At 62.1% G+C, this 24,536-nt stretch carries 23 protein-coding genes, 1 tRNA gene and 1 pseudogene; 11 read left to right on the top strand and 14 right to left on the bottom strand.

What is annotated here, in order from left to right; all coding sequences use genetic code 11:
• The first annotated feature begins 65 nt into the window (after positions 1-65).
• From ACQY4Y_RS14030 to ACQY4Y_RS14010, 5 genes are all read left to right on the top strand, one after another.
• On the top strand, positions 66-827 hold the full coding sequence (locus tag ACQY4Y_RS14030) for an SDR family NAD(P)-dependent oxidoreductase (protein WP_428491227.1): 762 nt from the start codon (positions 66-68) through the stop codon (positions 825-827).
• Between the two features lie 142 nt (positions 828-969).
• A complete protein-coding gene (locus tag ACQY4Y_RS14025; protein WP_428491226.1) occupies positions 970-1,257 on the top strand; it encodes a DUF1330 domain-containing protein in 288 nt (95 codons plus the stop codon).
• Between the two features lie 102 nt (positions 1,258-1,359).
• Positions 1,360-2,316, top strand: coding sequence for a LysR family transcriptional regulator (locus ACQY4Y_RS14020; RefSeq protein ID WP_428491225.1), 957 nt, complete (start codon positions 1,360-1,362; stop codon positions 2,314-2,316).
• 683 nt (positions 2,317-2,999) lie between these two features.
• A complete protein-coding gene (locus tag ACQY4Y_RS14015; protein WP_428491224.1) occupies positions 3,000-3,476 on the top strand; it encodes a hypothetical protein in 477 nt (158 codons plus the stop codon).
• Positions 3,477-3,485: 9 nt separating this feature from the next.
• Positions 3,486-4,559 (top strand): DUF4331 family protein, encoded by a 1,074-nt coding sequence (locus ACQY4Y_RS14010; protein WP_428491223.1) that lies wholly within the window; start codon positions 3,486-3,488, stop codon positions 4,557-4,559.
• A gap of 150 nt (positions 4,560-4,709) precedes the next feature.
• Here the strand turns inward: ACQY4Y_RS14010 and ACQY4Y_RS14005 are convergent.
• From ACQY4Y_RS14005 to ACQY4Y_RS13985, 5 genes and pseudogenes are all read right to left on the bottom strand, one after another.
• A tRNA-Arg gene (locus tag ACQY4Y_RS14005) sits at positions 4,710-4,786 on the bottom strand.
• Positions 4,787-4,921: 135 nt separating this feature from the next.
• Positions 4,922-5,605: a hypothetical protein gene (locus tag ACQY4Y_RS14000; RefSeq protein WP_428493726.1), complete on the bottom strand. Its 684-nt coding sequence runs from the start codon at positions 5,603-5,605 to the stop codon at positions 4,922-4,924.
• A gap of 69 nt (positions 5,606-5,674) precedes the next feature.
• Positions 5,675-6,517, bottom strand: a pseudogene (locus ACQY4Y_RS13995) (NAD(P)-binding domain-containing protein); the annotation flags it as partial.
• A 307-nt stretch (positions 6,518-6,824) separates the two neighbouring features.
• Positions 6,825-7,130, bottom strand: a complete 306-nt coding sequence (locus tag ACQY4Y_RS13990; protein WP_428491222.1) for a hypothetical protein — start codon at positions 7,128-7,130, stop codon at positions 6,825-6,827.
• Positions 7,131-7,209: 79 nt separating this feature from the next.
• Positions 7,210-7,356, bottom strand: a complete 147-nt coding sequence (locus tag ACQY4Y_RS13985; RefSeq protein ID WP_428491221.1) for a hypothetical protein — start codon at positions 7,354-7,356, stop codon at positions 7,210-7,212.
• Between the two features lie 476 nt (positions 7,357-7,832).
• Between ACQY4Y_RS13985 and ACQY4Y_RS13980 the strand changes: the two genes are divergently transcribed.
• The 4 genes from ACQY4Y_RS13980 to ACQY4Y_RS13965 all read left to right on the top strand — a co-directional run bounded on the left by ACQY4Y_RS13980 (position 7,833) and on the right by ACQY4Y_RS13965 (position 12,914).
• On the top strand, positions 7,833-8,603 hold the full coding sequence (locus ACQY4Y_RS13980; RefSeq protein WP_428491220.1) for a response regulator: 771 nt from the start codon (positions 7,833-7,835) through the stop codon (positions 8,601-8,603).
• Between the two features lie 101 nt (positions 8,604-8,704).
• Positions 8,705-9,694 (top strand): cytochrome-c peroxidase, encoded by a 990-nt coding sequence (locus tag ACQY4Y_RS13975; RefSeq protein ID WP_428491219.1) that lies wholly within the window; start codon positions 8,705-8,707, stop codon positions 9,692-9,694.
• Positions 9,691-12,150: a two-component system VirA-like sensor kinase gene (locus ACQY4Y_RS13970; RefSeq protein ID WP_428491218.1), complete on the top strand. Its 2,460-nt coding sequence runs from the start codon at positions 9,691-9,693 to the stop codon at positions 12,148-12,150. Before ACQY4Y_RS13975 ends, ACQY4Y_RS13970 begins: the two co-directional genes overlap by 4 nt.
• A 119-nt stretch (positions 12,151-12,269) precedes the next feature.
• Complete coding sequence (locus ACQY4Y_RS13965; protein ID WP_428491217.1) at positions 12,270-12,914, top strand: DedA family protein; 645 nt, start codon at positions 12,270-12,272, stop codon at positions 12,912-12,914.
• A gap of 24 nt (positions 12,915-12,938) precedes the next feature.
• Here the strand turns inward: ACQY4Y_RS13965 and ACQY4Y_RS13960 are convergent, their stop codons facing one another.
• The 5 genes from ACQY4Y_RS13960 to ACQY4Y_RS13940 all read right to left on the bottom strand — a co-directional run bounded on the left by ACQY4Y_RS13960 (position 12,939) and on the right by ACQY4Y_RS13940 (position 15,586).
• Positions 12,939-13,331 carry a type II toxin-antitoxin system VapC family toxin gene (locus tag ACQY4Y_RS13960; protein ID WP_428491216.1) on the bottom strand — a complete coding sequence of 131 codons (393 nt, stop codon included), beginning with the start codon at positions 13,329-13,331 and terminating at the stop codon, positions 12,939-12,941.
• Positions 13,331-13,522, bottom strand: coding sequence for a type II toxin-antitoxin system VapB family antitoxin (locus tag ACQY4Y_RS13955; protein ID WP_428493641.1), 192 nt, complete (start codon positions 13,520-13,522; stop codon positions 13,331-13,333). The genes ACQY4Y_RS13960 and ACQY4Y_RS13955 overlap by 1 nt, the downstream gene beginning before the upstream one ends.
• Positions 13,523-13,532: 10 nt before the next feature.
• Complete coding sequence (locus tag ACQY4Y_RS13950) at positions 13,533-14,297, bottom strand: amino acid ABC transporter ATP-binding protein (protein WP_428491215.1); 765 nt, start codon at positions 14,295-14,297, stop codon at positions 13,533-13,535.
• A 141-nt stretch (positions 14,298-14,438) separates the two neighbouring features.
• The gene (locus ACQY4Y_RS13945) at positions 14,439-15,263 is read right to left on the bottom strand and encodes an IS3 family transposase (protein WP_428490752.1); all 825 of its coding nucleotides are present in this window, start codon (positions 15,261-15,263) and stop codon (positions 14,439-14,441) included.
• Complete coding sequence (locus ACQY4Y_RS13940; RefSeq protein ID WP_428489847.1) at positions 15,236-15,586, bottom strand: transposase; 351 nt, start codon at positions 15,584-15,586, stop codon at positions 15,236-15,238. Before ACQY4Y_RS13940 ends, ACQY4Y_RS13945 begins: the two co-directional genes overlap by 28 nt.
• A 267-nt stretch (positions 15,587-15,853) precedes the next feature.
• Between ACQY4Y_RS13940 and ACQY4Y_RS13935 the strand changes: the two genes are divergently transcribed.
• Complete coding sequence (locus tag ACQY4Y_RS13935; protein ID WP_428491214.1) at positions 15,854-16,189, top strand: Uma2 family endonuclease; 336 nt, start codon at positions 15,854-15,856, stop codon at positions 16,187-16,189.
• Positions 16,190-16,371: 182 nt separating this feature from the next.
• Here ACQY4Y_RS13935 and ACQY4Y_RS13930 read toward each other — a convergent pair whose 3' ends face one another.
• A complete protein-coding gene (locus ACQY4Y_RS13930; protein ID WP_428491213.1) occupies positions 16,372-17,046 on the bottom strand; it encodes a hypothetical protein in 675 nt (224 codons plus the stop codon).
• Between the two features lie 6 nt (positions 17,047-17,052).
• Positions 17,053-18,135, bottom strand: coding sequence for a hypothetical protein (locus tag ACQY4Y_RS13925; RefSeq protein ID WP_428491212.1), 1,083 nt, complete (start codon positions 18,133-18,135; stop codon positions 17,053-17,055).
• Positions 18,136-18,542: 407 nt separating this feature from the next.
• Between ACQY4Y_RS13925 and ACQY4Y_RS13920 the strand changes: the two genes are divergently transcribed.
• Positions 18,543-20,927 (top strand): 1-deoxy-D-xylulose-5-phosphate synthase N-terminal domain-containing protein, encoded by a 2,385-nt coding sequence (locus tag ACQY4Y_RS13920; RefSeq protein WP_428491211.1) that lies wholly within the window; start codon positions 18,543-18,545, stop codon positions 20,925-20,927.
• 453 nt (positions 20,928-21,380) lie between these two features.
• Here the strand turns inward: ACQY4Y_RS13920 and ACQY4Y_RS13915 are convergent, their stop codons facing one another.
• On the bottom strand, positions 21,381-22,289 hold the full coding sequence (locus tag ACQY4Y_RS13915) for a sulfotransferase domain-containing protein (RefSeq protein WP_428491210.1): 909 nt from the start codon (positions 22,287-22,289) through the stop codon (positions 21,381-21,383).
• A 682-nt stretch (positions 22,290-22,971) separates the two neighbouring features.
• A complete protein-coding gene (locus ACQY4Y_RS13910; protein WP_428491209.1) occupies positions 22,972-24,525 on the bottom strand; it encodes an FGGY-family carbohydrate kinase in 1,554 nt (517 codons plus the stop codon).
• Positions 24,526-24,536 lie beyond the last annotated feature (11 nt).

Here is a 24,536-nt window from a genome sequence, read left to right as displayed (position 1 = left end):
CGAGCGGCAACCCGGGGGCTCTTCGGGACTGCTCACCACCCAAACGCCGCCTGCAATGCGGCACCATGGAGCGAGTGATGTCTCATCTCGAAGGAAAGATCGCCGTCATCACCGGTGGATCGAGCGGCATCGGTCTGGCGACCGCCAAGCGCTTCGTCAAGGAAGGTGCCTACGTCTACATCACCGGCCGCCGTCAATCCGAACTGGCGAACGCCAAGGCCGAGATCGGGAAAAACGTCACGACGGTTCAGGGCGACGTGACCAGCCTGGCCGACCTCGACCGGCTCTACGCGACGGTCAAGGCCGATAAAGGTGTCGTCGACATCGTGGTCGCGAATGCCGGCTTCATCGAGCATGCCCAAATCTTCGATCTGTCCGAGACCCATTACGACAAGACGATGGACATTAATCTGAAGGGCACTGTCTTCACAGTTCAGAAGGCCTTGCCGCTGATGACCCGTGGCGGTTCGATCGTCGTCGTTTCCTCCATCGTCGCTGTGAAGGGCATCTCGGCTCACGGCACCTACACCGCAGCGAAAGCCGGTGTGCGCGCCCTGGTGCGGGTTTGGGCACAGGAACTCAAGGACAAGGGCATCCGGGTCAATGCGCTGAGCCCGGGTGCGACGGAGACCCCAATCCTCCGCGGTCAGTTCAACAGCGACGAAGCGTCGGATGCCGCCAAAAAAGTGTTCGCCTCGATGACGCCGCTCGGCCGCCTCGGCCTTCCGGAGGAACTCGCTGCCGGCGCTTATTTCCTGGCATCGGATCAATCGAGCTACGTCACCGGCATCGATCTTCCCGTCGACGGTGGTTTGGCGCAGGTCTGAACCACTTGGACCAACGGCTCCGCGGCCTGCTCAAGCAGCGTTCAAGGGGCCCGATCGGCAGCCGCTTCCGGATCGCCCCCGCGGCGACCTGGGAAAGGCCGAACAACGAAGCTTTACCGCTCTGACACAGGAAGTATCTGCCATGTCCGCCTATTTTGTGATGATCCGCGAGAAGACGACCGACGCCGCATCGCTGGCTGAGTATGGACCAAGGGCGTCCCTGGCGGCGCAGAACCACCCGTTGAAGCCGCTCGCCTTCTACGGCACGCTGGACCAGCGGGAGGGGGAAGCCGTAGAAGGTGCGGTGATCCTCGAGTTTCCCGACATGGAAGCGGCACGGGCTTGGTACGACAGCCCGGCCTACCAGGCTGCCGCCAAGTTCCGCCATGTCGGATCGAAGTCGAAAGCCTTATTCGTCGAAGGGGTATGAGAGACTGCGATAGTTGCCGTCAGCCTCGGCCGCCCGACCAGTTGATGATGTTTTGCCAGTTGATGACGTTTTGCCAGATGATGACGTTTTGGAGGAACCGCCATGGAATTGCAGGAGATCCGATATTTCCTCACGTTGGGCAGAACGCTCAATTTCACCAAAGCAGCCGAGGAGTGCCGCGTAAGCCAGCCCGCCCTGACTCGCGCCATCCAAAAGATGGAAGATGAACTCGGCGGCTTACTTTTCTCCCGTGAGCGAAGCAACACGCATATGACCGACCTCGGTCGATTGATTGAGCCGCATCTTATCGAGGTAATGACGCGCACCGGGGAGGTCAAGCGAACGGCGGAACGCTTCCTCAAACTCGACGAGGCAAATCTCGCGCTCGGCGTCATGTGCACGATCGCTCCAGTACAATTCGTCCGCTTTCTGGACCGCTTCAGGATGGACAATCCTGGCGTCGAGATCACGCTACTGGAGGCCGTTCCGGACCGGCTCTGCGAGTTGCTGGAGACCGGCGCTGTTGATGTGGCGCTGATGGCTCGTCCGGGTGACTTTCCAACGCCGTTGCATGCGACAAAGCTCTACTCGGAGCGATTCGTCATAGCCTGCTCGGCGGGTCACAGGTTTGCCCTGAAGGGCAGCGTGCGCGTGCCGGAGCTTGACGGCGAAGTCTACCTTTCGCGGATCAATTGCGAATTCTACGACGTGCTTGACGAGTTGTGCCAAAAGCATGGCGCCAATCTGGTCAAGGCGTACAGCAGTGAACGCGAGGACTGGATCCTGACGATGGTTGCCGCCGGGATGGGTATTTGTTTTCTGCCCGAATACGCCGCCACGTTCCCGGGTGTCATCGGTTGTCCGGTCGTGTCGCCTTCGGTCGAGCGAAATGTCAGCCTGGTCACCGTCGCCGGCCGTCGTTGGTCGGCACCGGTCGCGGCGTTCACGCGCGCGGTCCAGAATTACCCCTGGCCGGCCGCATCAGGCGCACACGCTGATGCCACTGAGCGCTCTCAAGCGAGCACGGGTCGACTTGCGGGGCGCGTCGGCGCCGTTTAGAGCCCGCCTCGAAATTACCGGTGCCCCTGTAATCCTGCCCGAGGCGCCTGAGCAGTGGGAAGCCGATAGTGTCCGATCGGAGCGGCAACGGACCGCTTCGACCAAACCGGCAGGCGCGATCACAAGCACGCACCCTTGGACGGGTGGCGCGCGGTGGCGCGAGGTCATTGTCGCCCGAGAAAGCTCTCGCATACCGGATTGACACCCTTCCGGCCGAAACCGAGCCACGGCTGATCCATCGGGTCGATCGGCGCGCGCCATGGGTCAACTATCAAAGCCATGCAGAGACGGCATTGGTGATCGCGCTCAACATCGTCTTGGATTGCGGAGGACATGACTTCAGCGCACGGGGAGAAACGCCAGCAATGGCATCCTGCATCTTACGGCGTTCACTCCTGATTGGCGCTACCGGTTGCGTCACGTTCCCGGCGGCGCGGACACGGCCCTCGATACCGCCAACAGGTTGTGACGGCGATTTGTTCGTCTTTCGACCGTGTGGAAGTCATAACCTGGTTTTCGCTCTTCTGGGTCCGAGCGGAAAGATCTCCGACCCGCATATCCATACTGGTCTCCGGTCCTGGCTGATTCGGGACGGCCAAATGTCAGTCGGTCACGAAGCCAGGCTGTTTGTTGGCGAAGTTGTATGGCCGACCGAAACGTCATGCCAGCGGTATACAGCAGTCGTGCTGGAACCGCGCGCAGAGTTTGTGCAGCCAAACCAGACCCTACGTGTCTGGGCCGAACTCCGCGGCTCGGATGGCGCCCGATCGCGTGTGGGCAATCCTCTTTTCGCAGCCTACCTTGCCGCCAATCCAGATCTGGCGACTGCCTATCATGCATCGTCGCCCGACCATGACCGGTCGCGTTTTGCCGGACCAGTTTCCGAAAGCATCGCTCGCGCGATGGCCGATGTCAGAGGCTCCGACGCTAACGCGTATGGGCGACGGCTCGCCTTGATGCTGCTGCCGGATGTGATTCATTTCCGGCCAGATCATCCGACCGGCTTCAGCTACGCCGGCCAGAATGGTCGCCATCCGGCGGATGATCTCAGGTCCCTGACGGCAGCTCTGCTGACCGGCCGCAGCACGGCCGCGGCGCCTCGGCCGGTGCCGTTGCAAGACCAATTCCCGTATTTCCTGCCTCGTCCTTCAGTGTCGTGAGGTCTGCCGATGTCTCATCACTTCGATACGCCAACTGTTCTGAGGGATCCTCGGGTCAATCTCTGCGACATGTATCTGTTTCAAGGATCGGCCGGCCATACCGTGATGGCGATGACCGTGAACCCTGATGCTGGCCTATCGAGTCCCGAGACGTTCCATGCGGAAGGCCTCTATGCATTCCGTTTCGATATTAATAATGATCTTCACGAGGAGGTAACGTTCAAGATCCAGTTCGGTTCGGTTCGGCATGCCGATGGCGACGAGCACAAACACGTCCAGACGGTAACGCTGAGCCGGGCGACCGGACAGGATGCGCGGCGCGGTGCCGCTGGCGAGCTTATAGCCAAGGGTCATACCGGCGAGATTGTCCAGGCTGGATCGGGGTTGAGACTCTACGCCGGCCTGGCGCCAGACCTGTTCGCCGGCGATGCCGCGGCCCTTACCGTCTTTCGTAACGCCCTGTTCAAGGACAACAAATTCGATCCGGAAGCCTTCCGAAATCGCGAGAATTTCTTTGCCAGGCGCAACGTCACCGCCATCGTGCTGGAGCTCCCCAGCCGCTCGATCGGTCGTGGCATGGTCCGCGCCTGGGCGACCGCGTCAATGTATGGACATGCGCCGGAAATGCAGGTGTCCCGGTGGGGGCTGCCCCTGGTGACAAACCTTTTCATGCCCGAGGCGGATATGAAGGAGAGGTTCAACCGCTCGACTCCCGCCGACGATCAGTCGCCGTTCATCGCGCAGGTCGGCCTTGTCGCGGAGAAGATCACAACGTTGTCGGGCTCCGCGGCCAATCCATCTGAATACGCCAAGCAGATGGTCGGCCGCCTGTTTCCCACCATGCTGCCTTATGAGCTGGATACGCCGGCTGCGTTCGATTTCGCCGGGTTCAACGGCCGCGCGCTGACGGATGACGTGATGGATGTGATCCTGACGCTGGCATCGAACGCCGCGTTGGAAGACGGCGTCGCACCGGACAAAAGCCGGACCCGCGACATATTTCCCTATTTCGGTGATCCGTTTACCGCCACTGATCAACAGGATGTCTCACCGGCGCGTCCCGCCGCCCAGAACAAATGGTGATTTGTCATGAACATGCACTGCCTTGGTATGCTCGCCGCCAGCCTTCTGATGGGCGGCTTGGCCTGCCCTGTTTCCGACGCGGAGGATATCCGAACCAACAAAATTTTTGCCCCAACAGGTTGACAACACTAACCATAACCGACCGATTTTTGGCGCGCCCTGGTGGACTCGAACCACCGACCCACAGCTTAGAAGGCTGTTGCTCTATCCAACTGAGCTAAGGGCGCGCTCAAGCCTTCCCCGATTGTCGTTGCGGTTTCAGCGTCAAGCTGACACCGCTGTAACCGCAACTCGCCCGGGGTCCCGAGTTATAACCACTTTCCCCCCCATCCCCAACCCGTCCCCCAAGACCCACCGACCGCTCATTCGGCGCAATGCGTCTTCGGAATTTTATACACCGGCGTGGCGATACCCACCTCCCTCGCCTTGATCTGCAACGCCAGCGCGCGCGAGTAGAACCGGGAGTGCAAGAACCCGCCAACATCGAACCATAAACCGGGCTGCCGGGTCGGCTTCCACACGTTGCGCAATTCACCGTCCCATGGACCGGGATCGCCGCGAACACCCGAACCGTAGCCCCAAGTCCTGCCGACCGCTTTGCGCACCTCGTCAGGCAAGATCTCCCACGCTGCATTCTTTGCTCGATCGAAACCGGTTGCATAGACGATGACGTCGGCAGGCAACTCGGTCCCGTCGCTCAACAACACTCCCCGCTCGGTAACGGCCTCAATGCCGACCCGGCTGCGAAGCTTGATGCTGCCATCGATAATCAGCTTCGAAGCACCGACATCCACATAATACCCCGCGCCGCGTCGATACAGTTGTGGCAGAAATCCAGAATGGTCTTCGCCATCGCTGAGCAGAAAACCGGCTTGCTCCAACCGCCGGTAATGCTCCGAGTCCTGCCGCATGATTTCGGCGAAAATCTTGGCGTGCTGATCAGCCATAAGTCGGAACGGCAGCGAGGCAAGCATCAGATCGGCCGCCTCAGGCGTCATCCCACGATCCACAGCCCCGTCGGAATAGAGCTCCGCGAAGATCTTCATCAGGGAATCACGCCGGATGATGATCACCGGAGATCGTTGCACCATAGTGACATCGGCCCCAGCCTCCCACAACGCCGCCGATACGTCGTGTCCCGACACGTCAGCACCAATGACAACACATCGCCGGCCGCTGTAGTCATGACCCGCGCGGAAGGACGCCGAATGGATCTGCTCGCCCGCGAAACTTTCCGCGCCGGGAAATTCCGGGACATTTGCCGGCCCGGAAAATCCGGTCGCAAAAACCAGTTGTTTGGGCCGCAAAGTCATGGTTCGGCCATCCCGGACCACCTCGACGCTCCATTCGTCCAACGCCTCATCGAACACGGCTCGGCGACAGTCGGTGCCACACCAGATGTCAAGCTCCATGATCGATGCATAGGCGTCGAGCCAATTGGCAACCTGATCCTTGGATGGGAACGCCGGCCAATTCTCGGGATACGGCATATACGGCATATGATCGGCTGCGGCAGGCGAATTGGTCACCAGCGTGTCGTAGCGGTTCCGCCACACATCCGACGGCCTTTCCAGACGATCGATCAGAAGCGTTGGAACATCCAACTGCTTCAGCCGCGCACCGAGTGCCAGGCCGCAATGCCCAGCACCGACTATCAGGCAATAAGGTTGCCGCGCGACGCCAATTTCACTGCCATCGCGCTCTCGGCGCTGGCGCCATGTTTCGCGGCCATGGTGATATTCTTCAACCGCCAGTCCGATCCGACGCCGGTGGCGGATCGCTTCCTCATGCCCCTTCAGCTCGACAAGCGTGGTCAGAATCGTCCAGCAGCGTCCATCCTTCAGTCGTAGGATGCCGCTGCCGCGGCCGACCGCGGTTTCGAAGTCGAAGCTGCCCTCAACGACGTCGTCTACCTCGCGCGCCGGACCATTGGGCCGCCAGCTCGCTGGCTTCACCATATCCAGGCAAGCTCGCAACATTTCATCTATGGCCTGCCGCCCCTCGGCTGTATGGATGTTCCAGGTGAACGACACGATATCGCGCCAGAACGAATCAACCAGGAAGAGCTCCATCACCGCCTCTAGTTGATGATTCGATAGAAGCTCTTCGAATCGCGAAAGCCAAACCGCAACCTGATGGTCCGGGGACTGATGGTCGCAGGACTGAGTCTGTTGCATTGGAAATCTCCGTCAAAGGTCCTTAGTAGAATTGCTGGATTACGAGCCCATTTCGGCCTCGGTGGATTGCGTTACCGCCGTAGCAAAGTCAGTCCTCGCAAGGATCGCCACCCCGCAACTTGGTCGATGCAAGCTTGGTCGGGCAGAACGACAATGCGGTATCGACCACCACGGACGGGGTGGGAATGACGGGCGGAGCAGCGTCAATGACCGCCGCCCTGCCTTCCCATCCAAACCCATCCAACTCGGCTCCATGCCACCCATCGACCGGCGGCGCGGGCAGTTCTGCCTGCCAGCGCCATCCCTGGTGCCACCACGCCGAAATCAGCGTCGGCGCCCCCGGCGCCATCGCCACCGCGGCCAACACCGCGCCAGTCAGCTTAAGATTCCTCATCGTCCAAACGCTCCCTTCGAACACCCGCTACATCTCCGCCGCACGGCTCGACCCGATCGGGGCGGGCGCGGCAAACGGCTCACGTTGTCCTGTCGGTCTCGGCCCGCGCCTGGGTCAGCCACTCGCCACGCGCGATATCCGTCTCACCCAGCCGGTACCGCGCCTGATCGCTCTGCGCCTCCAGCCAGGCGATCAGTTCGTCGATCTCCTGATAGTGCGACGTCATGATGTCCGCCGACCCGTCAGCGCCTCTCCCCGAAACGGTTTCGTCAGGCCGCGCGTTGAACTGAAGCGGGTTCGGAACCCCATGCATCGAGCTGGCGTAAGCGGTGACACCCTCGACAAATGCCTGCCCGGCCGCTCTCAGACAGCGAAGGCACAGCCTCTCGAACCGCCCCATCGCGTGACCCGCCCATCGCAGGGCGCGCAATCCCCTGCTCGGTCGAAAGCGCATTCGTTCAGACTTGCTTGGCCGCATCTCGATCTCTCCGTTGCCATTGGTGATCGGAGCGATCTTCCCCGTCTGCGCCTACAAGCGGATTGCAGACCCGGATCTTTGCGTTACGCCTGCAATATCAGCAGCATTTCTCCCGCGTATCGCCGGATTCCGTATCCGCCTTGTGCGGGAACCAGCTCCGCACTATATGCGCTCCGCCTTTTTCGGCAGACCGAGCAACGCTGCGGAATGACCATGGATGATCGATGAGCGGGCGCCTTGCCGGGGCCGCTGAGGTGATGCCAATGAACGGGGGCGCCAACTCCTGCTCTATATTGATCGTTGAAGACGATTCCGGTATGCGGCAGATGCTGGCCAACTATCTCACCGGGCAGGATATCGCGGTCGCCTGCGCGTCAGGCCGCCGCGAAATGGTGCAGCAGCTTGCAGTTCACGCCCCGGACCTCATAATCCTCGATCTTCGCCTGGATCAGGACGACGGCCTGGATCTGTTGCGCGATATCCGCCGCCAATCCGATATACCGGTGATCATCATCACCGGACATCGCAAGGACGAGGTCGATCGGGTCATCGGCCTCGAGGTCGGCGCCGACGACTATCTGGCGAAACCGTTCAGCCTGCGCGAACTCCTGGCACGCATCCGCGCGGTGTTGCGCCGTCAAGAGGCAGGCGGCCGGCTGGCTCGCACCGTCGAAAAGACCCAAGGATACGACTTCGACGGCTGGCAACTGGACCAGCGCCGGCGCGAGTTGCGCAATCCGTCGCGCGAGGCGATTCCGTTGACAAAAGGCGAATTCGCCCTCCTGGTGGCGTTTCTCGAAGCACCCGGCCGGCCATTGAGTCGCGAACACCTGTTGCAGGCAACGCGGGTGCACGAGGACATCTTCGACCGCAGCATCGACGTGCAGGTCCTGCGCCTGCGCCGCAAACTCGAAGCCGAGCCCACGACACCACAGTTGATCCAAACCGAACGGGGGATCGGATACAAATTTGTCGGTGCGGTAAAAACACTCTGATTATTACATTTGCAGCCGATTTCAATTTGACAACGCGAGCTGTCTCGCCAAGCTCCGCCTGGGGTTGAAGACCGTCGACAAATAAAGGACCACTCGTCAATATGATCATGTGGCGCCGGGTTGATCGTTGGTTTACCGTTGTAAGTGTCGCGCTCGTGTGTCTGACATGCGGCGGATGGTTATGGCTGCTGGCGTATCGGGGCACTCCGCCCGCGATAAATCTCGGCGCAACGGTATCAACAGAAACTTTACAGCAACCGATCACGCCGACACCCCAGCCGCCGGCGGCTGATCCACTCAAGCTCGCGCTAGGCGATGCGCTGTTTCACGATCCGCGCCTGTTCGGCACCGGCAAGCTGGCCTGCGCTTCGTGCCACGATCTGCGGACAAACGGTGCCAGCGGAAGCCGATTTGACCAGGTCTCCGGCGTGCCCCTGCCGGATAACACGCCAACCGTTTTCAACGCGGCTCTCAACTTCCGCCTGGATTGGGCTGGCGACCAACCTTCATTGGAAAATCAGGTGGTCAGCGCACTGCGTGCCCACAAAACACTGGCAAACACCCCCGAACAGGCCGCCGATCGGCTCAATCAGGCCGCCGACGTCAAGTCCCGCTTCGAAGCAGCCTATGGCCATCCGGCCGATCGCAACAACCTTGTAGATGCAATTGCCATCTTCGAGCGATCGTTGACAACCCCCGCCAGCCGCTTCGATCGCTGGCTTGAAGGCGACACCTCAGCACTTTCAGACGTCGAACTGCAAGGCTACCATGTCTTCCGGTCGATGGGTTGTATCGACTGTCATCAAGGCGCCAACGTCGGTGGTAATCTGTTCGAGCGCTCGGGCATCTTCCACCCGCTGACCCACTCCGGCTCAATTCTGCTGCGGGTTCCATCGCTTCGCAACGTCGCCACGACCGCTCCGTATTTCCATGACGGCAGCGCCCAGACATTGGCCGAGGCCGTGCGGCGAATGGCGTCCGCTCAACTGAACCGGACCTTGACCGACCAACAGGATCAGGAAATCGTCGCGTTCCTCCAGACGCTTACCGGAGACTACAATGGGTCGCCGGTGCGGAAGCCGGCCCAATGACGCCGCGAACGTCCGTCATCCTGACCACGCCATTGTTGCTCGCCTTGGCCGGCTCGATGATCGGGATAACATCCCACCGGCCTGACCTCGAAGCCGCAAGCGCGGCTTTGAACGACTTCGCATTGAATGAAAGCGCCCTGCATAGCGATCTTCTCAGTTTGCGCGCCGGCCTGCTGCGCAACTACGATCCAGTGAATCAGGCCACATCGCTGATCGATGCCGCGCTGGCGCGGATGCGGACGGCTGCCATGAACAATCCGACCCCACTCGCTAGCCTCACCGCGCGTCAAGCATCTCTCGACGAAACGTTCAAATCCGACAATGCGCTGCTGCAGAATGCGCTGGCCTATTTCCAGGTGTTCAGTCGCCGGCTGCAGGCGCCGACCGCGCCCCCTTCCCTGACCCAGGCGGTGAATAATCTCAGCGCCGCGATGCTGCAACTGACGCTCGACACCTCGCCCGACGCCGTGCAAGAGGTCAGCCATCAACTCGGCCTGTTCGCGGCGCAACCGGTCCCCGCCGACTTGGCCGATCCAGCCGCGGCACTGCTTGCCTATGGCCGGCTGCTTCGCAATCTGCTTCCCGCGACCGACACTGTTCTCAAGGATATTCTCCGCCTGCCGGTGGCAGAACAACAAATGCAGGCTTCCTCCAGCATCGCGCTCGCCCAGCAGGCACGTGCGACCCGGGCGGCCCGATTCCGCATCCTGCTCTACGCGACCTCACTTCTGTTGCTGGTCCAAGTCATAAATCTCGGCACCCACCTTCATCGCCGCCGTCTCGCCGCGCGGCGAAGGGTCACATTCGAACGCGCCGTTGCGTCTCTGTCGGTGCGCTTCATCAGTTCGACCGGGAGCGAACTTGCCGACCTCGTCGTCTTGGCGCTGGCGGAACTCGCCGATCTGGAAGCAGCCGACAGAGCTTATTTCCTGGTGCTCGGCGATTCTGCGCAAACCTTCATCTGGGCCAAGCCGGACGTCCCCTACCAGGCCGACTGGCCGCACGACGCGGCACGGCTCGCCGCTGACCTCTCGCCGTCCGAACACGGTGTCACCCACATCGGCGATCGACACACGCTGCCAGACGGACCGATGAAAAAAGCGCTGGGTTCAGCCGGCGTCGAAAGTTGGACAGCCATCGCAACCCAGGACGGCGACAGGATCTCGTGCCTGCTGGGTCTGGATCGCCTGCGGCCAAGGCAGGATGGCAACCCGCCCGAGCTTACGCTGTTGCGAATGGCATTCGACGCCATCGCCAACGCCGTCCGCCGTGAACTCTTGACGCGGGACCGCGCTCGGCTGGAGCAATCCGTCCAGCGCGCGCGACAAGTGGAAACCGTCGCCGCCCTCACCGGTGGCGTCGCCCACAACTTCAACAATATCGTCGGAACGATCTTGGGCTATACCGAAATGATGGAGGACTCCGCCCCCGCCGACCCGAAGCTCGCCCAGCAGATCTCCGGTATTCGCCAGGCAGGTGAGCGGGCGAGAACACTTATCGAGCAGATCCTCAACTATGGACGCAAGCGCGCTATCCGCCGCGACTGCATCGACATGGCATCCCTTCTGGCCGAGACCGTCGACCAGCTTACGCGGACCCTGCCCGCGGAAATCCGAATCGCCGCCGATGGCCCGTCTAAAGGCCGCTGCCTGGTGACCGGTGAACCGGCGCAGCTACAGCAGGTGATCATCAACCTCTGCAACAACGCCGCGCAGGCGATCGACTTTCATGGCGACGTGACATTGACCCTTGATTTGCCGGCGTTGCCGCAAGAACGCCGGTTCAGCCACGGACGCCTGGCGGCGGGAAGCTACGTGCAACTAACCGTCTCCGACCTGGGCCGGGGCATGGCTTCCGAAACCATGGCCCGCATCTTCGAGCCCTTTTTCACCACACGCTCCGACGGCAATGGCTTCGGCCTCGCAACCGCGCGCGACATCGTCCAAGAGCATGGCGGCACGATGCATGTGGAAAGCACCCCGGGCGAAGGCAGCCGATTTGAAGTCTGGCTGCTGCGAGCAGCAGATCTTGTCGCGGTCCCGTCGAACGCCCAACTGTTCGGCAACGGCGAGACCGTATTGCTGCTGGCCGGCGATCTCTACCGACAGTTGCACGACGAGGAAGTCGTCGCGGCCCTAGGATACGAACCGGTTGGTTTTTACGACGTCGACCATATGCGGACCGCCATGCAAGCCGCACCCGATCGTTTCGATCTTGCCGTTATCGACATCCGCGACCCCTCGGCGCAGGTCGAGGCTGTCGCTTCGCTCACCCGCGTCCGCCCCGCCATGCCGGTCATCGTCATCAGCGCGACATCCGACAAACTCGATCCCGACGGTCTGACAGCTCTGCGCCACTGCCACCTCGTTCCACTGCCCTTGACCTCGGACAAGCTTGCCTCCGCCTTCAAGTCCGTTACGGCAACAAACCGGACAGCCAGCCAGCCGGCGATCTGATACTCGACGTGACCACCCGGCCAAACGACATCGCAAATCAAGCCCTGGGCAAAATTCCCCCCGTTCCCCGCCGCCCAAATTCCTGATACCGCAGGCAGACACCCAGGGGCCGTCCCGAAATGTCACTGCTGCCGCTGCACTTGCTGGACAGCCTGTTCCAGCAATACGGCTACACCGCTGTCTTCGTCATCATCATGCTGGAAAGCATCGGCCTGCCGCTGCCCGGCGAGAGCCTGATGATCGCCGCCGCGCTCTACACCGCCAGCACCCACCATCTCGACATCGTCCTGCTGGTGGCCATAGCCGCAGCGGCGGCGATCTGCGGCGATCAGATCGGCTATTTCATCGGCCGCTGGATCGGCTTCCGCATGCTCAAACGATGGGGCCGCAAGCTCGGACTGTCCGAGGACCGGCTGGAACTCGGCCGCTTCCTGTTCCGCAAATACGGCGCCGCGGTGGTTTTCTTCGGCCGTTTCGTGGCTATCCTGCGAACCTTCGCCGCACTGCTCGCCGGCGCCAACCGCATGCCCTGGCACAGCTTCCTGCTGTGGAATTCGCTGGGCGGCCTCGCCTGGACATCGCTCTATGGCTTCGGCGCCTACGCCCTGGGCGATGCCGCCAAACGCATCAGCGGACCGGTCGGCATCGCCATGGCGGTGATCGGCGCCGCCGCCCTGCTGGCCGCCATCATCTTCATTCACCGCAACGAAAGCCGCCTGATCGAGGATGCCCGCCGCGAAATGCAACAATCCCCCAAACAATAACCGCGCGCCCGCGTCGGATCATTCCTACCCAATATCGGTCTTGCTGAATTCGTCGCCCGTGTACAGCAACGGAACCCGATGACCCTTCGCCACCGCGTAAGCGAAACAGTCCCCCATATTCAGTCGCGCCGGATGCCCGCGACCCTTGCCGTAGCGGGAAAACGCAGCCAACGCCGTCGTCGCCTCCCCCGCCCCGACCGGCACCAGCGTCACCCGGGCACTGCCTAGAAACTCGTCCACATCCGCCTCCGCCTCCTCGACGCTGACATGGCTCTTGCGGCACAGCCCCAGCGCCGCCTCGAACACCGCAATCACCGAACTGATCGGACCCACCGCGCGCTCCAGCCGATCGATCAGCGCCTCGGCCTCCGGCTCCTGCGTCAGAATGGCGACGATGGCGGAAGCATCGACGAACATCACCCCTCGCCGCTGAGCTCGTCGTAGAACGCCTTGTCGGCGTCCAGCCCGGTGGCCGGCCGCGACGCCACGCGCACCTGAACCGGACGCAACCGCTCGCGCAGCGACATCGCATCGTCCAGCCGCTGCAACTCGTTGCGTAAAGCCCGCGCGACCGCGTACGTCTTGGTGCTGCCGGTGCGAGCCGCCAGCGCCCCCGCCTCAATGCCCCCGCAATATCTGGCTCAAAAACAGCTTCAACCGCTCCGTCCGCGGGTTCTCGAACAACTCCCCAGGCGCCCCGCTTTCGACGATCTCGCCGCGATCCATGAATACCACCCGATGCGCCACCTGCCGGGCAAACCCCATCTCGTGCGTCACGCAAACCATCGTCATGCCATCGTCGGCCAGCCCGATCATGGTATCCAGCACTTCCTTGATCATCTCCGGATCGAGCGCCGAGGTCGGTTCATCGAACAGCATGATCTTCGGCTTCATGCACAACGCCCTGGCGATCGCCACCCGCTGCTGCTGGCCGCCCGACAACTGTCCTGGATACTTCCCCGCCTGCTCCGGGATCTTCACCCGCCGCAGGTAACTCATCGCCACCTCTTCCGCCTCCGCCTTGGGCATCTTGCGCACCCAGATCGGCGCCAGCGTGCAATTCTCCAGGATGGTCAAATGCGGAAACAGATTGAATGACTGAAACACCATGCCCACCTCGCGCCGGATCGTGTCCAGCGCACGCAAATCGTCGGTCAGCTCGGTGCCATCGACGACGATCCGCCCCTTCTGGTGGGTCTCCAGCCGGTTGATGCAGCGGATCATCGTCGACTTGCCCGACCCCGACGGCCCGCACACCACCACCCGCTCCTTCTCCGCCACCATCAGCGACACATCCCGCAGCACGTGCATGCTGCCGTACCACTTGTTCACCTTGTCCAGCGTGATTGCCGGCGCCCCCGCCACCTGATCATCCCGCGCCATCGCCTCACTCATCCGCAAACCCCCGTCATCGCCCGCGCGACCGATTGAGCTCACGCTCCAGCCCGCGGCTGTACTTCGACATGGCAAAACAGAACGCGATATAGACCACCGCCTGGAGTGCGCCCCTGCGGGTGGACAGAATCAAGCCAGCATTTTGACCGTCTGGCGGGTGTGTTGATCCTCAAACTGGGCCGGGCTGAGATAGCCAAGCGCTGAATGCAGTCGTTTGGTGTTGTAGACCTCGTCGATGAAGCGTGGAAGACCGGCGGTAACATCCTCGAAGGTTTCATAGGCTGCCAAGTAAACCGCCTCGACCTTCAAGGTTTTCATGAAGCTCTCGGCTTTGGCATTATCATAGGGATTGCCGCGTCGGCTCATCGAACCTTTTAGGCCGTACTCGGCAATCAAAGTGCGATAGGCGTCCGACGCGTATTGCGCCCCCCGATCGGAATGGTGAACACAATCCTTGGGCGGCTGACGCAGGCGGATGGCGGCCTTGAAGGCGGCGATCGCAATCCGGGCATCCATCGATCGGCTGATGGCGTAGCCGATCACTTTGCGCGACCAGGCGTCCAGGATGGCGGCGAGATAGACGAAGCCACCCGGGATCGCCACATAGGTCAGGTCCGCGATCCAGAGCTGATTGGAGCGCTCGACCACCAGGCCCTTGGTCAGGTTCTTGAAGATCGGGCTGGCATGGTTGCTGTCGGTGGTGACGACATGCCGTCGGCGGCGCTTCGGTTGCAGATCATGCTCGCGCATCAGGCGGCGGATCTTCTTGCTATTCACCACCATACCCTGGTGGCGGAGGGCCGCACTCACCCGTCGGTACCCGTAGCACTCAAATTCGTCACAGATCTTGCTGATCCGTTGGACGAGATCGTCCTGAGACGCCGCGATGGGCGGTGCGTCGTAGAACGTCGAGCGCGCCAGCCCCATCAGTTCGCACCCCCGGCGGGCGGTGATGCCACGGGGCCGGTGACGACGGAGGTATTCGCGCTTTTCGGCCGGGGTGCCTGCTTGAGAGCCCCCTTTAGCATCTCGATCTCCAGCGCCTGGCGACCGACCATCCGCTCCAGAGCTGCGATCTTGGCTTCGTATTCCTGAAGCAGGTCAGCCGCCTGGACATCATCATCCAACGCCCCGGCTTCAAACTTGCCAACCCAGATCCGGATCAGCTGGCGCGAGATGTCGTGGCGCTTGGACAGCGCATGCAGCGCCTCCCCGGCGATGAATTCCTCGGCTACCTGCCGCTTGAACGCCGCACTATGGGAACGATGCTTGGTCATGGCTTCTAGTCTCCAGAAGCCCGATCAGGGGGGTCAAATCTACGAACTCAAACTGTCCACCCGCAGGGGCGCACTCCAGCCAGCCCAATATAGACCTCGGTCGAGAAGCTCCGCCACGGCGGATCGCTCAGCGCCACCCCGCTGACCCCGCAGGGCAAGCCGCCAGTCCGCCGGTAGCTGCGCCGCCTAATCTGGCGGAGTAGAACGCGGGTCCCGATCCCGCTGCTAAAGGCCCCAGCGCCGGTCAGGTGCATGGAACCAGACCGCATGAGCCCATCGCTGAAGCCACTGACCGTGGACGAATTCCTGGCCTGGGAACGGGCGCAAGACCTGCGGTTCGAATTCGACGGCATCCAGCCGGTCGCGATGACCAGAGGCAGTCTCGCCCATAACTGGATCACCACCCGGCTGACGGTCGCCCTGGTGCAACATGGTCGGGTGCGCTACCCGGACGCAAGCATCATCTGTTCCGAACCGGATCAGGACAGCGACATCGTCTCGCCCACCGTGGTGTTCGAAGTCCTATCCCCCTCCACCGCTCGGACCACCGCCGGGTCAAGGCGATGGAATATGCTGCCGTCCCCACCATCCTGGCCTACGTGATGCTGAAAACCGACCGTCCCGAGATCACCGTCCGCCGCCGCTCCTCCGCCTGGGAGGCCGAGACCCTCACCGGGGATCGATGCTGACCTCGATTTGCCGGAGGCCGGCGTGACGATCCCCTGGCGGCCCAGGTCGGGCTCGCCAGGGCACGCCGCCAAGAAGCTCCCCGATGATCGATGTTTCTACCGAAACCAGATGCACTTCTGAACCGCCGCCGCCGTGTCAACATTGGCACTGTTGTTCTGCGCTATCGGAAGATACTGCCCTTCTTTTGCAAGCTCGATGCGAACCGAAATGACCCCATCGACACTGGGCGCCGCATAATAACAGAACTGAGAGTTGGGTCGGTCCTGCTCACTCGACGTGAAATTCCAGCCGGTTATTACAGTTCCAGCGCCAAACTCGACAGTCTTGAAGATCGTGTAATCCGTGACGACTCTTGCGTTGGAACCGCCCGTGTATTGCCGTTCGGATGGATGCGGTAGGTCGGCTGTCATGTGCACGGCCGATGCATCCACTTTCAAGGCCGCATTCGGATCAACTTTAACCGTTGCGTTCGGATCGAGTTTGACGACTGATTCCGGATTGAGCCGGACCGTTCCAAGGTTGGCGTGATCCAGCGCGGCAGCAAAAGCCGTCGCCATCTTCTCGGCCGAGCTGCGACTGTCGGCCACGTAGGCGTAGCCGAACAGCGCCGCGCCGATGCCGCAGCCCGCCATCAGGCAAAGCGCGCCGACGCCGACCAGACGCCACATGGCAGACTTCGCCGCGATCATTGAGCCGTCGGCTCGGATGCGGTTATTCACCGCTGCGGCGAGGCCCGAATTGCTGTTCGTTGGACGCAGAAGCACGACCATGCCCTCTTAGGCTTTGTTGAACGCGGGACGCACCACCACACTGTCGGCGGCGGCTTTCACACTGTCGACGGCGGCCTTGGTCGCGGCAGCAGTGGCTTCCCGGATGATCAACTGGGCGAACGGCTCCAGGATGTACTGCCCGGCATCGTCTACCAGTTCGACCGGCGGTGGGACCCGCTTGATCCGTTGCACCGACATCAGCGCGATCAAGGTTGCCGCGAAGGCCGAGCCGATTGCTGGAACAAAGACGAAAATCCGCAGGAACTGATGGATTTCGCCATCGCTGACCTCGGTCGGCTGCTCGCCGAACACCATCGCGGCGAAAGAATGAAGCTGTGAGTTCAGCACCGCCTCCCGATACGCCAGTTTGGTGTCGCGCAAGGTCTGGTCGGTCACCCTCGGATCCAGCATGGCACGCGCAGTCCGCGCCTCGTCCAGCCGGTCCGAGGCCAGCTTGCGATCGGCTGTCGCGTTGCTCACGCCCTGCACCAACGGTGCGATGCGCTGATCGGCACTACAGCGCATGTTCTTCCAGGCGCGACCGTCCTTGGTAACACCGGAAATCGGCAGACATTTTTGTTCCGGCAGGCTGCCCAGCTTCTCGGTGCTCACTGCAAGCTGCTGCCCGGCGGCGGTTAACTCGTTGCGACGCTGATCGATCACGGCGTCGGCCACCCGGATACGCTGGGTGACACTGTCGGCGGCGCTTTGTGCGTCGGCCAGCCGTTCGCGGGCATGCACCACATCGTACAGCCGCGGCCGAAACATGATCTCACCAAGTTGTGACATCGATTTGACCGTCACACAACCGGCGCCGAGCACACCCAGCACCGCGACGGCACGCAACAGAAATGAGCTTTGGGTCCGAATTGAGATCGCCAGTGGCACCCGGCAGAATTCAACCACCGCATAAGCCACCGGCGCCAGCATCATCATAAGCATGGTGTCGCTGTCTTGATGGCCGTATTGCTTGGCGAACAAACCCGCGCCCACCAGCGACGCGGCGACAATTACGGTCTCCGCCAGGTAGGCGAGCGCTACACGCTTGCGGTCGATGGAATAGCCGCGTTCCTCGTCACTGACCGCCACTCTCTCAACTCCCGCACGACATCGACAGGATGTCCGAGTCCCTTTGCGGATACCACGCCGATCGACAGAGGTTACGCATGAACCGTGGTCTCCTATTCGTACGTCATTTGCGGCTCACTCTATCCAAGCAATCATCGTGCCAGTCATGCGCGTGTACTACTGCACAATATACAGTATTACATGCTGACAAATCTCCACAGTTGGGTTGCGTTAGTATGAGATATGCCGGGCGTCACTAGGCGATGGTATGCGAATAACCTTACACATCATGAGATCGTACCAAATAGCGATGTGCGGCAGGTTTCTCAGGCCGCGACACACGCACGCACCTCGAACCGCCCTCTGGTGACTCCCGTCGACAACAGTGCGAAAATCAGCGAACGCCAACACCGCCCGGGAGGCCTCCCATGAACGCGCCGCTCACCGCGATCACTCCGCTTGCCCCCCCGCAATCACGCCACGTGCAAATCCTCAACCAGCTCGAGCGCAAGCTGCTCTGGCTGTCGTCGTGGATGGTCCACCACGCCAACCACATACGCCCCAACCGCGACGGCCTGAAAGTCGGCGGCCACCAGGCGTCCTGCGCCTCGGTCATCTCGATCATGGCCGCCCTCTACCTCGAGGTTGCCCGCCCGCAGGATCGCATCGCCGTCAAACCCCACGCCGGCCCGGTGTTCCACGCGATGAACTACCTGTTCGGCCGCCAAACCCGCGACAAGCTTGAAAGCCTGCGCCAGTTCGGCGGCATCCAGCCCTACCCATCCCGCGTCAAGGACGGCCCCGAGGTCGATTTCTCCACCGGCTCGGTCGGCCTCGGCGTCGCCATGACCAGCTTCGCCGCCCTGATGGCCGACTACACCCGGCTGCACAATCTCGGCCGCACCGACCTGCCCCCCGGCCGCCACATCGCCATCTGCGGCGACGCCGAACTGGACGAGGGCAATATCTACGAAGCCCTGCTGGAAGGCTGGAAACACGACGTCCGCAACGTCTGGTGGATCGTCGACTACAACCGCCAAAGCCTCGACAGCGTCGTCCCCGACCGCCTGTTCGGCCGCATCGAGGGCCTGTTCCGCGACATGGGCTGGAACTGCGTCACCATCAAATACGGCCGCAAGCTGGAAGCCGCGTTCGCCCGCGACGGCGGCGACGGCTTGCGCGACTGGATCGACGACTGCCCCAACAGCCTTTACGCCGCGCTGACGTTCCAGGGCGGCGCCGCCTGGCGCCAGGCGCTGCTCGCCGATCTCGGCCGCTCCCGCGCCCGCGCTATCATCGACGAACTCACCGACGACGAACTCGGCGCGCTGATGACCAACCTCGGCGGCCACGACATCGAGACCATCATCGAAAACCTGCGCGCCGCCGACGCCGACGGCGACCAGCCGACCTGCTTCATCGCCTACACCATCAAGGGCATGGGCCTGCCGTTCGCCGGCCACAAGGACAACCACGCCGGGCTGATGAGCAAGGAACAGATGGAACTGTTCCGCCACGAAATGAACATCCGCCCCGGCCACGAATGGGACAAGTTCGAGGGCCTCGACATCCAAGAGCCCGAACTGGCCGCCTTCCTGCGCGACTGCCCGTTCGGCACCGCGCTCACCGAACAGGGCCGCACCCTCACCTCACCGCCGGTGCATGTCCCCCCCGCCTTGCCGCTGCCCCGGCTGTCGGGGCGGAAAATGTCCACCCAGGGCGGCTTCGGCGAAATCCTCGCCGAGATCGGCCGCGGCAACGACGACTTCAAGGACCTCGCCGCCCACATCATGACCACCTCGCCCGACGTCACCGTCTCGACCAATCTCGGCCCCTGGGTGAACCGCCGCGGCATCTTCGACCGCCACACCCGCAACGACGTGTTCCGCGATTCGAAACTCGCCTCCGCCCAGCGCTGGGGCATGTCCCCCAAAGGCCAGCACATCGAGCTCGGCATCGCCGAACAGAACCTGTTCCTGCTGCTCGGCGCCGCTGGCCTCGCCCCCGGCATGACCGGCGCCCGCGTACTGCCGATCGGCACGGTCTACGACCCGTTCGTCAACCGCGGCCTCGATGCCCTGCTGTATGCCTGCTATCAGGACGCCCGCTTCCTGCTGGTCTCCACCCCGTCCGGCATCACCCTGGCGCCCGAGGGCGGCCAGCACCAATCGGTCAACACACCGCTGATCGGCATGGCCGCCGATCGCCTGGCCAGCTTCGAGCCCACCCACGTGGACGAACTCGCCATCCTGCTGCGCCACGCCTTCGACGTCATGCAGCGCCCCGACGGGTCCGCCGTCTGGCTGCGCCTGTCCACCCGATCGCTGGAGCAGAAACAGCGCACCCTGGACCCGGCAGCCGTCATCGCCGGCGCCCACTGGGTGGTGCCCCCGGCGCCCAACGCCCGGATCGCCCTGGCCTACCAGGGCCCAGTCGCCCCCGAGGCCGAAGCCGCCTTCGCCGAACTGGCCGCCGAGGAACCCGGCGCCGGGCTGCTGGCGATCACCTCACCCGACCGCCTCCACGCCGGCTGGCTCGCCGCCCAGCGCGCCCGCCGCAACGGCCAGCGCGACGTCGCCGCCCATATCGAGACCATCCTCGCTCCCCTGGCCCGCGGCGCCGCCCTGGTCAGCGTGCTCGACGGCCACCCCGCGACCCACGCCTGGCTCGGTTCGGTGCGCGGCCAGCGAGTCGTGCCGCTGGGCCCAGATCGGTTCGGCCAGGGCGGCGATATCCCCGACCTTTACCGCGAATACGGCCTCGACACAGACGCCATCCTGGACGCCTGCGCCCAGGCCATGCTGGCGAGTTGAAAGGATAGCCTATGGATAAACCAAGTACAATGTCAGTCGTTCACAGACTTTTTCGCACAAACATACGACTCATCGGTAAAATTGCTGCCTGAATATCGGCGGCTCCCCTCTTTTTATGTGTTCGCAGTACAAACTTGCATCCGTCCGCTAACCGTGGCGACTGTGTGATCAAATGGACGAATAAGTTCGCTATAATACCTATTTGCTGCATAGTCAGCTAGAGACAGGCCGAGTAGTCCAGAAAGCAGTCCCTTTGTGCTGATTTAATCCTAAAGACGCCACGAACCGTAGAGATTAGAAAGTCGCTCAGCCAGTGAAATTGTGCGGTTCATCGTCCAGAAAAAAGGTTCTCTCTTTTTTCTTATAGGCCCGCAGACTTCCACGGTGAGGAACTACACATTCAACCTCGAACCCCCGACGATTGAAGCAGTCGTTCTGGCTCAGGCCCTCAGCTCATCCGGTGAAGCCCCGCGGCCGCTCAAAATACGCATAGCCGAAGTCATGGCGGAGGTGGCGATGGAGAATGCCGCCTAGCATAGCGAGGTCATCTTGGGAAAAGCCGGTGTCACCTTGGCCATCCGGCCGAACCGGCTTTTCGTCGATGTTTGGATCCTGATGGCGCATCATGATCTCTTTGGACCCAACCGCGACGCCGGCATCTATATCGACATCCATCACCTCAAGCTGGAAGTGATCGCAAATCCGCCGTAGACCGTCTCCGGGAGCCTTACGGAAATCCTCATAATGCAATACGAGCGTTTCCGTTGGGTGGCGCTGGGCGATGTCACCCCAGCGATTGGCGAAGCGCACATACCACCAAGCATCGCAGACATAAGCCTTACCCAGGGGATCGCCGGCCACGTAATGGCTGAACGGCACATTGTATGTAGTCCGCCATTTTTCGTAATTCGAGATCAAAAGGTCCCGTACGTCTCGCACCACTACTGCATAAGGCGGTGGCTTACGCACGCGGCGCACCCAGTTCCACTGGAGAGCGTAAGGCGGAATTGAGTGAGAACTCGCAATGCGCGGCAATGTTGGATAGGGCCGAGGATGTTTTGGGTGCCCGATTAGCTCATTTGACGAATCATTATTAAAGTATCGCGGTGGTGGAACTCCATAGTGATGGGCTATGGCATGGCTCAGCATCCATTTTATCCAATGGGTGCCTGAATGCTGGCCAGTAATTAAAAAGCCACTAAAATTGATATACTTCATCAACGCGAGGTTGAAGCTGTGGCGGTTTACGCAACGCAGCGTAAACGCAAGATCGTTGGCTAATTCCTGAGGCCGTCTTGTGGAAGGAAGATGATTTTCCAACTCGAACGGCGAATATGAGGTCGAATAGGAATAAGGTTGCATCGGTTATGGGTCTCGAATCCAATTTGCTCGGCAAGGAATCACCTTTTGCCGCCTATGTCGAGGCGGTTGTCTCGAAGCTCGGTCACGCTGAACGCGCGGCACAGTCCCGGTCGTATTGATGAAATCTATCAGTTGGCAATTAATGTTTTGGGAATTATCAATGAGCAACCGATGTATTGAAAATTGTCAGTTGGCAAGTAATACCAAAGCGGACTCATGAGCTGACCGTTTTGGCCCATTCGCGCGTCGCGATGGACCGGATGCGCTCGGGTGGCGCGATCAGTTTGTTTCAAGCGACACAACATGCATCGACGATCGACTCGCAGGTGGCGTAGAGGCGATTGCCGAGGTCGTTCTGTCGCAGGAACTCCCAGATATTCAGCCTTCATCGCAATGAACTGGCGCGGCAAGCCTCCGGTCAGCCATTAGGTATTATTCAGCTGATCGGATCGAAACAACGCAAACTGGCCTCAAGTTCTGCTGCGAGATCGACGCAAACCCCTACCTAAATGCGATCTAGGTCACCGAGAAGGAGATGCAATCGATCAACTTCACCCGCAATGAACTCCATTGCGAGTCGAAGTACGCCATAGCATCCAATCTATAACCGCCTTAAAACACTTATTATTCCGCAGGTCATATAGGCATATCGGGCAGCGCTTTTTGGACCACATCCAGGTCATCACGTCCCCACCCGCTTCGCCCGCATGGCCGAAAGCGCGTGCATCGACGCGCGCAACTGCGGATACAGCGCCGCATAGACACCATAGCCAACCTCCAGCCTCGCCGCCGCGCCCCGCTCCGGAACCGCCCGCTCCACCAGCGTGATCCAGGTATCTCGATCCTCGGCCCCGATCAGCCCAACGCCAATCGCGCCAAGCCGAGCCGCACCGAGCGCCGCCTCGACATCCTCGCGGATCGTCCAAACGGCGAACCCGGTAACGTCGGCAATCGTCTGCATCCAGACGTCGGACCGCGCCGCCCCGCCCACGACGATCAACCGCTCGCTCAGCCGCGCGCCGGAGATCGCCTCCATGTTGTGCCACAGCGCGTAAGCCACGCCTTCCAGGACGGCGCGGTACAGGTGCGCACGCGTATGGAACAGGCTCAGCCCGATGAACGCCCCCGACGCCTCGCCGTCCCAGATCGGCGACCGCTCGCCCATCAGGTAGGGCAGGAACACCAGCCCGTCCGAACCCGGCGCGATGGCGGCGGCGGCCTGCTCCAGCAACACGTGCGGGTCCGTCCCCTGCTCGCGCCCGGCTGCCTGCTCGGCCTGGCAGAACTGCTCGCGGAACCAGGAAACGCACGCCCCGGCCGTGCTGGCACCGCCAAACACGTAGAGGTCGTGCGCCCCATTGACGACGTAGGGCATCGAAACCAGCCCGAGCGAGGCATCCGCCGCCGGCGCGATGGTGCCCCAGCACATGCTGGTGCCGATCATCGCCACCTGCTGGCCCGGCTCCGTCACCCCCGCGGCGTAGGTGGCGACGGCCGCGTCAACCCCTCCGGCGACGACCGGGATCCCGCCCGGCAGCCCAAGCCGCGCGGCAGCCGAGGGTAGCAGGCCGCCGACAACATCGGTGCACTGCACCAGGCGGCCAGGCATCATGCGGCGCGGAATTCCCAGCCCATCGAGCATCTCGCCCGACCAGCGGCGGGCGGCAATATCATACACCCCGCCGATATTCCCGGCGGAGCAGTGATCCACCGCAAGCTGTCCGGTCAACCGGTGAATAACATAGGCGTTAGGCGGCACCAGGTAGGCGGTGCGTCCCCACACATCGGGCCGCTCGTCGCGCAGCCACAGCATCTTGGTGAAACCGTAATAACTGTTGACGCCGTTGCCGGTAACGGCGCGCAACCGGTCAAGGTCAACCGTCCGTTCGACCCACGCAACCTGCGCCTCCGCCCGGCGGTCCATCCAGATCAGGCAGGGATGCAGCGGCTCGATATCGGCGTCCACCGGAATGCCGGAGCCGCCATAGAGGCTCGAGATGCAGATCGCCTTCACCTCCGCCGCCCCAACCCCGTCCGGCGCCCCCTCCGCCACCTCCGCGACCGCCTGCTCGACCGCCGCCAGCCACACCCCGGCGTGCTGTTCGGCCCAGTTCGGCTGCGGGGTATCCGGCGCATAGGCACGCGAGGCCTGCGCCAGGATGGCGCCGTTGGCCGCCACCAGCACCGCCTTGGTGCTCTGCGTGCCGATATCGACCCCAATGACTGCGTCCACCATCGCTGCCCCCG

This window comes from Rhodopila sp., assembly GCF_965277165.1.
Taxonomy (GTDB): Bacteria; Pseudomonadota; Alphaproteobacteria; order Acetobacterales; family Acetobacteraceae; genus Rhodopila.
The sequence above is the reverse complement of the archived record's forward strand: the minus strand, read 5'-3'. Positions and strand labels throughout refer to the sequence as shown.